Source organism: Agromyces binzhouensis, assembly GCF_004135055.1.
Classification (GTDB): Bacteria; Actinomycetota; Actinomycetes; order Actinomycetales; family Microbacteriaceae; genus Agromyces; species Agromyces binzhouensis.
The window spans coordinates 1-10,980 of sequence record NZ_SDPL01000065.1; the positions used below are offsets into that span (position 1 = coordinate 1).

At 69.1% G+C, this 10,980-nt stretch carries 7 protein-coding genes; all 7 read right to left on the reverse strand.

The window, feature by feature from the left end; genetic code table 11:
- The coding region (gene whiA / locus ESO86_RS05500; protein WP_129233915.1) for a DNA-binding protein WhiA at positions 1-479 on the reverse strand (479 nt) is incomplete at its 3' end.
- 43 nt (positions 480-522) lie between these two features.
- Positions 523-1,395: an RNase adapter RapZ gene (gene rapZ, locus ESO86_RS05505; RefSeq protein ID WP_129233917.1), complete on the reverse strand. Its 873-nt coding sequence runs from the start codon at positions 1,393-1,395 to the stop codon at positions 523-525.
- A gap of 42 nt (positions 1,396-1,437) precedes the next feature.
- Complete coding sequence (uvrC, locus tag ESO86_RS05510; protein WP_129233918.1) at positions 1,438-3,393, reverse strand: excinuclease ABC subunit UvrC; 1,956 nt, start codon at positions 3,391-3,393, stop codon at positions 1,438-1,440.
- A gap of 2 nt (positions 3,394-3,395) precedes the next feature.
- Complete coding sequence (uvrA, locus tag ESO86_RS05515; RefSeq protein WP_129233920.1) at positions 3,396-6,287, reverse strand: excinuclease ABC subunit UvrA; 2,892 nt, start codon at positions 6,285-6,287, stop codon at positions 3,396-3,398.
- 111 nt (positions 6,288-6,398) lie between these two features.
- Positions 6,399-8,462 (reverse strand): excinuclease ABC subunit UvrB, encoded by a 2,064-nt coding sequence (uvrB, locus tag ESO86_RS05520; RefSeq protein WP_129233922.1) that lies wholly within the window; start codon positions 8,460-8,462, stop codon positions 6,399-6,401.
- A gap of 67 nt (positions 8,463-8,529) precedes the next feature.
- Positions 8,530-9,147, reverse strand: coding sequence for a dephospho-CoA kinase (gene coaE, locus ESO86_RS05525; protein WP_129233924.1), 618 nt, complete (start codon positions 9,145-9,147; stop codon positions 8,530-8,532).
- A gap of 148 nt (positions 9,148-9,295) precedes the next feature.
- A complete protein-coding gene (rpsA, locus tag ESO86_RS05530) occupies positions 9,296-10,744 on the reverse strand; it encodes a 30S ribosomal protein S1 (RefSeq protein WP_129233926.1) in 1,449 nt (482 codons plus the stop codon).
- Between the last annotated feature and the right edge of the window lie 236 nt (positions 10,745-10,980).

Sequence of the window (10,980 nt, forward strand, 5' to 3'; positions counted from 1 at the left end):
ATCGCCGTCTCTCCGCCGGGGCAGGTCACCTCGAGCGCTGCGGACCGGCCGGGGTCGGTGAGGCTCCCCCGCGCCAGGAACGCGCCGCGCCACACGGCCGCGACCTCGTCGCGCGAACCGGTCGTCAGCTTGTTGGGGAGTCCGCGCACGGGGCGGCGGCGCGCGTCGAGGAGCCCGGTCTGACGCGCGAGCGTCTCGCCGCCGTCGAGCACGCGCACGAGGTACTGGTTCGTCCGGCGCAGGCCGGATGCCGAGATCACCGAGACGTCTGGCCGGACGCCGTAGAGCTCGCCGAGGTCGCGGGTCACCCTGCGCGCGATCGACGGCGCATCGAGCTCGGCCTCGATGGCGATCCGGCTCGAGATGATGTGGAGTCCCCCGGCGAATCGGAGCACGGATGCCAGCTCCGCGGCGCGAACCGAGGTCCGGGCGACCTCGACCTTCGCCAGCTCCTCTTTCACCTCAGCGGTCAGGGCCACGTGGTCGTCCTCTCTGCGTTGCGTCGGCGCCGTCGGCGCCGGTTCATTCCCGTCCGAGATCGCGGTGCTTCACGCTCACCGCGAGCCCGGGGATCGATCTCAGCCGTGTCGCGAGCTCGCGCACCAGTGCCACCGAGCGGTGCTTCCCGCCGGTGCAGCCGAGGGCGATGGTCGCGTGGCGCTTGTTCTCCCGTTGGTAGCCCTCGAGCACCGGGCGCAGCGCCGCGACGTACGCGTCGAGGAACTCACGCGCTCCGGCCTGTCCGAGCACGAACTCGGCGACCTCGGGGTCCTCGCCCGTGTGGGCGCGCAGCTCGGGCTCCCAGAACGGGTTCGGAAGGAATCGCGCATCGGCGACGAGGTCCGCGTCCGGCGGCAGGCCGTACTTGAACCCGAAGCTCTGGACGATCACGCGCAGGCCGGCGCGATTCTCCTCGGCGAACGTCTCGGTGACGAGGGTCGCGAGCTGGTGGATGTTGAGGTCGGAGCTGTCGACGATGATGTCGCTCGATTCGCGCACCTCCGCGAGGCGCGTGCGTTCAGCGGTGATCCCGTCGAGCAGCGTTCCGTCGCCCTGCAGCGGGTGCGGTCGGCGCACCGACTCGAACCGGCGCACGAGGACCGCGTCGTTCGCGTCGAGGAAGACCACGCGGACGTCCACCTTGTCGCGGAGCGACTCGACCATCTCCTGCAGCTCCGAGAAGAACGTCCCTCCGCGGATGTCGACGACCGCGGCGATCCGCGGAAGCGAGGCTCCCGCCCGCTGGGCGAGTTCGACGAGGGGGCGGAGCATCTGCGGCGGGAGGTTGTCGACGACGTACCAGCCGAGATCCTCGAGTGCGTCGGCGACGGTGGAGCGTCCGGCTCCCGACATCCCCGTGACGATGAGCATCTCCTGGCGATCGCCGTCGGTCATCTCGCTCGGCGCTCCCTTCCTGCGTTCCCCCGGTGGTCCAGCCTAGTCGGCGGCGGAGCGGTGCGATCCCTCCAGGTGCGAGCGGATCGCCGATGCGAGGCTCGGGCCGATGCCCGGGACCTCGGCGATCGCCGCCTCGTCGGCCCCGCGGAGACGCGCGACCGAACCGAAGTGCTTGAGCAGCGCCTTGACTCGGGCGGGGCCGAGCCCGGGAACCTCGGACAGGACCGTCGTGATGTCGCGCTTGCGACGCTGTCGCTGGTGGGTGATCGCGAAGCGGTGCGCCTCGTCGCGGATGCGCTGGAACAGGAAGAGCGCGTCGCTGTTGCGGGGAAGGATCACCGGGTAGTCGGAATCGGGGGTCCAGATCTCCTCGAGGCGCTTGGCGATGCCGCAGAGGTAGACGCCGCCGACCCCGGACTCGCGGAGGGCCCGCTCGGCCGCGGCGACCTGCGGCTGCCCTCCGTCGACGACGAGCAGGTTCGGCCGGTACGCGAACTTGGCGCGACGCGGTGACACCACGGCCTCACCGTCGTCGACGGGCGGGTCGAGCGCCTCCGCGCCGTCGCCTCCGACCGGGGCGTCGGCCGGGACATCCGCCCCGTTCGCGTCATCGGGTGGTGCGAGGTACGCGAGACGACGCGTGAGCACCTGGTGGATCGAGTCGGTGTCGTCGGTGGTGCTCGGGATCGTGAACCGACGGTACTCGTCCTTGCGCGGCAGTCCGTCCTCGAAGACGACCATCGACGCGACGACGTTCGTGCCGCTCAGGTGCGAGACGTCGAAGCACTCGATGCGAAGCGGCGCATCGGCCATGCCGAGCGCTTCCTGGATGTCCTCGAGCGCACGGGAGCGCGCAGTGAAGTCGGCGCTCCGTCGCGTCTTGTAGAGCATGAGCGTCTGGCGTGCGTTCTGGGTCGCCGTGTCGAGGAGCGCCGCCTTGTCGCCTCGGCGGGCGGCACGGAGACGCACCTTCCGGCTGCCGAGCGCCGCGAGCCAGCCCTCGAGCGCCTCGGCGTCGTCGGGCAGCGCCGGGACGACGACCTCTGCCGGCGGACGGATGTCATCGCCGTACGCGTTCTGCACCACCGAGTCGACGAGATCGCCGAGGCTCATGTCGAGCTCGGTGTCGACCGTCCAGGATCGCACGCCCCGGATCCGGCCGCCGCGGACCATGAAGAGGTGCACGGCCGCCGCCAGCTCGTCGTGGTCGATGCCGAACACGTCGACGTCGACGTGTTCGCGGAGGACGACCGCGCTCTTCTCGAAGAACGACTCCGCCGCCTGCAACTCGTCGCGCCGTCGCGCCGCGGTCTCGTAGTCCTGCACCGCGGCCGCCGCCCGCATCTGCTGCGTGAGGTCGGTGATGATGCGGCGGTCCTGGTTCTGCATGAACGCCACGAACCGGTCGACGTTCGCCCGATGCTCCGCGATCGTGACCCGGCCCGAGCACGGGCCGAAGCACCGCCCGATCTGGCCGGCGAAGCAGGGCTTGCCGGTCTGCATCGCCCGCTTGTAGTCGGAGTCCTTGCAGGTGCGGATCGGGAAGAGCTTCAGGAGCAGGTCGAGCGTCTCGTTGACCGCCCACACCTTCGGGTACGGGCCGAAGTACCTGGCACCGGGGATGCCGCGGCGCCGTGTGACGATCGCGCGCGGCGCCTCGTCGGCGAGCGTCACCGCGAGGTACGGGTACGACTTGTCGTCGCGGTACTTGACGTTGAACGGCGGATCGAACTCCTTGATCCACGTGTACTCGAGCTGGAGCGCCTCGATGTCGTTGCCGACCACGGTCCACTCGACCGACGCCGCGGTCGTGACCATGCGGCGAGTGCGCTCGTGGAGGGTGTGCAGCGGGGCGAAGTAGTTCGACAGCCGGGCGCGGAGGTTCATGGCCTTGCCGACGTAGAGCACGCGTCGGTCGGCGTCGCGGAACCGGTAGACGCCCGGACGGGTCGGGATCTCCCCCGGCCGCGGACGGTACGGGACGGTGTCGGCCATGTTCAGCTGGCGGCGACCGCCGGGCCGGCGGCGGCCTCGAAGATCTCGCGCAGGAAGTACCCCGTGTGGCTCTCGTGGACCTCGGCGACCTGCTCCGGCGTGCCCGTCGCGACGACCTGGCCTCCGCCCGACCCGCCCTCGGGTCCGAGGTCGATGATCCAGTCGGCGGACTTGATGACGTCGAGGCTGTGCTCGATGACGATGACGGTGTTGCCCTTCTCGACGAGCTTGCCGAGCACCTTCAGGAGCTTCCGCACGTCTTCGAAGTGCAGGCCGGTCGTGGGCTCGTCGAGCACGTACACGCTGCGCCCGTTCGACCGGCGCTGGAGCTCCGTGGCGAGCTTCACCCGCTGCGCCTCGCCGCCGGAGAGCGTCGTCGCGCTCTGACCGAGCTGCACGTAGCCCAGACCGACGTCGACGAGCGTCTTGAGGTAGCGGTGGATCGCCGAGATCGGCTCGAAGAACTCGGCCGCCTCGCTGATCGGCATCTCGAGCACCTCGGCGATGTTCCGGCCCTTGTAGTGCACCTGCAGCGTCTCGCGGTTGTAGCGCTTGCCGCCGCAGACCTCGCACGCGACGTACACGTCGGGGAGGAAGTTCATCTCGATCTTGATCGTGCCGTCGCCCGAGCACGCCTCGCAGCGGCCGCCCTTGACGTTGAAGCTGAACCGGCCCGGCAGGTAGCCGCGGGCCTTGGCCTCGGCGGTCTCGGAGAACAGCGTGCGGATGCGGTCGAAGACGCCCGTGTAGGTCGCGGGGTTCGATCGCGGGGTGCGGCCGATCGGGGCCTGGTCGACGTGGACGACCTTGTCGAGGTGCTCGAGGCCGCTGACCCGACGATGCTTGCCGGGGACCTTGCGCGCCCCGTTCAGTCGATTGGCGAGCACCCGGTAGAGGATGTCGTTCACGAGCGACGACTTGCCGGACCCGCTCACGCCCGTGACCGCCGTGAAGGTCCCGAGCGGGAACTCGACGTCGACGCCGCGGAGGTTGTTCGCCTGTGCTCCCTCGACCCGGATCACCCGCGCGGGATCGAGCGGACGACGCGTCGGCGGGATCGGGATCTCCTTGCGCCCGGCGAGGTAGTCGCCGGTGAGCGACTCGGTGTTCTTCATCAGGTCGGCATAGCTGCCGCTGTGCACGACCGTGCCGCCGTGCACGCCCGCCCCGGGTCCGATGTCGACGATCCAGTCGGCCGTGCGGATCGTGTCCTCGTCGTGCTCGACGACGATCAGCGTGTTGCCGAGGTCGCGGAGGGCGACGAGGGTGTCGATCAGCCTGCGGTTGTCTCGCTGGTGCAGGCCGATGCTCGGCTCGTCGAGCACGTACAGCACGCCCGTGAGACCCGACCCGATCTGGGTCGCGAGCCGGATGCGCTGCGCCTCGCCGCCGGAGAGGGTGCCCGCGGCCCGGGCGAGGTCGAGGTAGCTGAGCCCGACGCGGATGAGGAAGTCGAGTCGGAGCTTGATCTCGCGGAGCACCTGCGCCGCGATCGCCTGCTCGCGGTCGGTCAGCTCGAGGCGGTCCATGAACGCGCGCGCGTCGTGCAGGCTGAGTCGGCACACGTCGGCGATCGAGGCGTCGTGGACGAGGACCGCGAGCACCTCGGGCTTCAGCCGGTCGCCGCGGCACACCGGGCAGGGGATCTCGCGGAGGTACTCGGCCCAGCGCGCGCGCTGCACGTCGGTCTCGGCCTGGAGGTACTGGCGTTCGATGTAGGGCACGACCCCCTCGAAGCCCGAGGTGTAGCTCATCTCGCGCCCGTACCGGTTGCGCCAGCGCACTCTCACCTCGAAGTTGTCGCCGCGCAGGACCGCGTGGCGGGCGTCGGCGTCGAGGTCCTCCCACGGCGTGTCGAGCGAGAAGCCGAGGTCGCGAGCCAGTCCGTCGAGGAGCTTCTCGTAGTAGTTGTAGAGGCTCTTGCCCTGCGAGGTCCACGGCAGGATCACGCCCTCGGTGATGCTGAGCGTCGGGTCGCCGAGGAGGAGCTCCTCGTCGACCGACATGCGCGTGCCGAGCCCGGAGCACTCGGGGCACGCACCGAAGGGCGCATTGAACGAGAAGGTCCGAGGCTCGATCTCGGTGAGCGCGATCGGGTGCTGGTTGGGGCAGCTGAGCTTCTCGGAGAACGTCTGCCACGCGGCATCGCCCTCGCGGTCGACGTAGTTCACCTGGACCACGCCGTCGGTCAGCCGCAGGGCCGTCTCGAGGGAATCGGTGAGTCGACCCAGGAGGTCATCGGATGCCACGAGCCGATCGATCACGACGGAGATGTCGTGCTTGACCTGCTTCTTCAGCTTCGGCGCCTCGTCGAGGCGGATGAGCTCGCCGTCGACGACCGCGCGGGAGTACCCCTGCCCGGAGAGCTCGCGGAAGAGGTCGACGAACTCGCCCTTCTTCTGCGAGACGACGGGGCTCAGCACCTGGAACCGAGTGCCGGTCTCGAGTTCCATCAGTCGGTCCGCGATCTGCTGCACGGTCTGGCGCTGGATCCGCTCGCCGCAGACCGGGCAGTGCGGCACGCCGATGCGCGCCCAGAGCAGTCGCATGTAGTCGTAGATCTCGGTGATCGTGCCGACCGTCGATCGCGGATTGCGGTTCGTCGACTTCTGGTCGATCGAGACCGCCGGGCTCAGGCCCTCGATGAAGTCGACGTCGGGCCGATCGACCTGGCCGAGGAACTGCCGCGCGTACGCGGAGAGCGACTCGACGTATCGGCGCTGGCCCTCGGCGAAGATCGTGTCGAACGCGAGCGAGGACTTGCCCGAGCCCGAGAGACCGGTGAACACGACCATCGCATCCCGTGGGATCTCGACATCGACGTCGCGCAGGTTGTGGACGCGTGCCCCGCGGACACTCAGGCGCGAATGGGCATCGAGACGTGAAACTGGCACCCTACGAGTCTACGAACGGCCTCCGACACCGACGCCGCGCGTGCACCTGCTGAGAGCGAACACACGTTCGATCGACGGATCGACTCGGCGCTCCGGCCGCGACGCGGCAGGTCAGCCGAGGTGCCCCGCCTTCTCCATCTGGCGGAGCTCCCGCTTCAGCTCGGAGACCTCGTCGCGCAGTCGTGCGGCGAGCTCGAACTTCAGCTCGCCGGCGGCCTCGAGCATCTGGTCGTTGAGGTCGCGGATGAGCTCCTCGAGGTCGTTCGCCCCCGCAGCGGCGATGCCATCGCGCTTCATCGGCACCGGCGAGGTCTTCCGCCCGTCGCGACCCGCGAGGAGCGCGGCCGTGTCGGCCTCCTCCCGTGCGAGCACCTCGGTGATGTCGGCGATCCGCTTGCGGAGCGGCGTCGGGTCGATCGCGTTGACGCGGTTGTACTCGAGCTGCTTGTCGCGACGCCGGTTGGTCTCCTCGATCGCGAGCTGCATCGAGTCGGTCATCACGTCGGCGTACATGTGGACCTGACCCGAGACGTTGCGTGCCGCACGCCCGATCGTCTGGATGAGCGAGGTCGAGGAGCGCAGGAACCCCTCCTTGTCGGCGTCGAGGATCGCGACGAGCGAGACCTCGGGCAGGTCGAGTCCCTCGCGGAGGAGGTTGATGCCCACGAGCACGTCGTAGACGCCCGCCCGCAGCTCGGTCAGCAGCTCGACGCGGCGGAGCGTGTCGACGTCGGAGTGGAGGTACCGCACGCGCACGCCCGCCTCGGTGAGGAAGTCGGTGAGCTCTTCGGCCATGCGCTTGGTGAGCGTCGTGACGAGCACGCGCTCGTCGCGCTCGGCGCGCGCCCGGATCTCCTCGAGCAGGTCGTCGATCTGCCCCTTCGTGGGCTTCACGACGATCTCGGGGTCGACGAGACCGGTCGGACGGATGATCTGCTCGACCACGCCGTCGGCGATGCCCATCTCGTACCGGCCGGGCGTCGCCGACAGGTACACGGTCTGCCCGACGCGATCCTTGAACTCGTCCCACTTCAACGGCCGGTTGTCGAGTGCGCTCGGCAGGCGGAACCCGTGCTCGACCAGCGTGCGCTTGCGCGAGGCGTCGCCCTCGTACATCGCGCCGATCTGCGGCACGGTCACGTGCGACTCGTCGATCACGACCAGGAGGTCGTCGGGGAAGTAGTCGAGGAGGCAGTGCGGCGCCTCGCCAGGCGCCCGCCCGTCGATGTGCCGCGAGTAGTTCTCGATGCCCGAGCAGAAGCCGATCTGCTCCATCATCTCGAGGTCGAACGTCGTCCGCATGCGCAGTCGCTGCGCCTCGAGCAGCTTGCCCTCGCGTTCGAGCTCCTGGAGTCGTTCGTCGAGCTCGTCGCGGATCGTCCCGATGGCCCGCTGCATGACGTCGACGCTCGCCACGTAGTGCGAGGCCGGGAACACGGGCACCGCGTCGAGCTTCGCGACGACGGTTCCCGTGAGCGGATGCAGGCTGTGCAGCGCCTCGACCTCGTCGCCGAACATCTCGATCCGGATCGCGTGCTCCTCGTAGACCGGGATGATCTCGATCGTGTCGCCGCGCACCCGGAAGGTGCCCCGCGAGAAGTCGACGTCGTTGCGCTGGTACTGCATCGACACGAACTTCCGGATGAGCCAGTCGCGGTCGACGCGCTGGCCGACCTGCAGCGGCATCATCGCGCTGAGGTACTCCTCGGGCGTGCCGAGGCCGTAGATGCACGAGACGGTCGACACCACGACGACGTCGCGGCGACTGAGCAGCGAGTTCGTCGTCGAGTGCCGGAGCCGCTCGACCTCGGCGTTGATCGAGGAGTCCTTCTCGATGAACGTGTCCGTCTGCGGCACGTACGCCTCGGGCTGGTAGTAGTCGTAGTACGAGACGAAGTACTCGACCGCGTTGTTCGGCATGAGCTCGCGGAACTCGTTGGCGAGCTGGGCCGCGAGGGTCTTGTTGTGGGCGAGCACGAGCGTGGGCCGCTGCACCTGTTCGATCAACCACGCCGTCGTCGCGGACTTGCCGGTGCCGGTCGCGCCGAGCAGCACCACGTCGGTCTCGCCGGCGTTGATCCGGGCCGCCAGGTCGGCGATCGCCTTCGGCTGGTCTCCGCTCGGGGCGTAGTCGCTGACGACCTCGAACGGGCGCACGGAACGGGTGGACTGCATGGATTCCAGTCTAGGTTCGGCCACCGACACCGCGGCCCGAGAAGGCCCGACGCCCGCGTCGACCGGCTCAGCCGTGCTTCGCGTGCCGCGTTCGCTCGATGTCCACCCACAGGGCATCGGCCTGGCTCATGGTGTGCGCGATCGTGCCGCCGGTGTCGATGACGACATCCGCCACGGCACGTCGCTCGGCATCGCCGACCTGCGCGTCGACGCGGGCCTCCGCCTGGATCGGATCGAGGCCGCGCTCCTCCACGAGGCGCTTGACCTGGGCGCGCTTCGGCGCGCTCGTGACGACCACGAGGTCGAACGGATGGTCGACCTGGGCCTCGACGAGGAGCGGGACGTCGTACACGATCACCGCGTCGGGGTCCTCCTGCTCGGCCTTGGCGATGAGCCTCCCGGAGAGCTCCCGCACCGCCGGGTGCACGATCGCGTTCAGCCGCGCGCGCGCCTCGTCATCGCCGAACACGATCTCGCCGAGCCGCTGACGATCGAGGGTGCCGTCCGAACGGAGCACGTCCTCGCCGAACTCGTCGACGATCGCCTGAAGACACGTCGTTCCCGGCTCGACCACGCGTCGGGCGAGCTGGTCCGCGTCGAGGTGGATGGCGCCGTGCTCGACGAGCCGGCGCGCAACGGTGGACTTGCCCGACGCGATGCCGCCGGTGAGGCCGATCAGATACACACGTCCACTCTATTCGTGACAATGCTCCTCCCGGACACGGTACCTCCCGGACACGGGAGGGAGAACCGATCGGAACGCCGGAAGGCCGGCCCCCGAGGGGACCGGCCTTCCGTATGCCGTTCGAACAGCGCGAGGCTGTGCGATGCGACTAGTTGCTCGAGAGCTTCTCGCGCAGCGCCGCCAGCGAGGCGTCGTCGGCGAGGGTGCCCGCGCCGGCGGTCTCGCTCGAGAACGACGAGGCGCCCGCCGAGAACGAGTCGTCCGAAGCCTGCGCCGTGAGCGAGGCCGCGACCTGCTTCTTGTGCGCCTCCCAGCGAGCCTGGGCGGCAGCGTACTCCTGCTCCCACTTCTCGCGCTGGGCCTCGAAGCCCTCGCGCCACTCGTTGGTCTCGGGGTCGAAGCCCTCGGGGTACTTGTAGTTGCCCTGCTCGTCGTACTCGGTGAGCATGCCGTAGAGCGCCGGGTCGAACTCGGTGCCCTCGGGGTCGACGCCCTCGTTCGCCTGCTTGAGCGACAGCGAGATGCGGCGACGCTCGAGGTCGATGTCGATGACCTTGACGAAGACCTCTTCGCCGACCGACACGACCTGCTCGGCGAGCTCGACGTGACGGCCCGACAGCTCCGAGATGTGCACGAGGCCCTCGATGCCGTCCGCGACGCGGACGAACGCGCCGAACGGGACGAGCTTCGTGACCTTGCCCGGGGTGACCTGGCCGATCGCGTGCGTGCGCGCGAAGACCTGCCACGGGTCCTCCTGGGTCGCCTTCAGCGACAGCGAGACGCGCTCGCGGTCGAGCTCGACGGAGAGCACCTCGACGGTGACCTCCTGGCCGACCTCGACGACCTCGGACGCGTGCTCGATGTGCTTCCACGAGAGCTCCGAGACGTGGACGAGACCGTCGACGCCACCGAGGTCGACGAACGCACCGAAGTTGACGATCGACGAGATGACACCCTTGCGGATCTGGCCCGGGTGGAGGTTCTGCAGGAAGGTCGAGCGCGACTCGGACTGGGTCTGCTCGAGGAGGGCGCGACGCGACAGGACCACGTTGTTGCGGTTCTTGTCGAGCTCGAGGATCTTCGCCTCGATCTCCTGGCCGAGGTACGGCGTGAGGTCGCGGACGCGGCGCAGCTCGATGAGCGAGGCCGGGAGGAAGCCGCGGAGGCCGATGTCGACGATGAGGCCGCCCTTGACGACCTCGATGACCGAGCCGGTGACGACGCCGTCGTTCTCCTTGATCTTCTCCACGTCGCCCCACGCGCGCTCGTACTGCGCGCGCTTCTTCGACAGGATCAGACGGCCTTCCTTGTCCTCCTTCTGGAGAACGAGGGCCTCGACGGAGTCGCCGACCTCGACGACCTCGCTCGGGTCGACGTCGTGCTTGATGGAAAGTTCGCGGGAGGGGATGACGCCCTCCGTCTTGTAGCCGACGTCGAGGAGGACCTCGTCGCGGTCGATCTTCACGACGGTGCCCTCGATGAGGTCGCCGTCGTTGAAGAACTTGAGCGTCTTCTCGACCGCGGCGAGGAAATCGTCAGCAGATCCGATGTCGTTGATCGCGACCTGCTTGGGCGCCTTGGTCGTTGCGGTTGTCATGTAGTGGATGCTCCGAATGGACAATATCGGGCCCGACGCGGAAAGAGCGTTGTCTTTGGTGGTCCGCGACGGGCAGGCGGACAGGATTGTCACACGAGTGACAGTCCATCCTAGCCGTGCGCGGAGGCATGCGGCAACCCGGGCGTGTCGTGGACCGCCGCTCCACGACCTTCGGAGGGGCGGCGGACGGCGCGCCCGGGCGCGGCGCGCAGTGCGGACGCGCGCGCGCTCAGGCC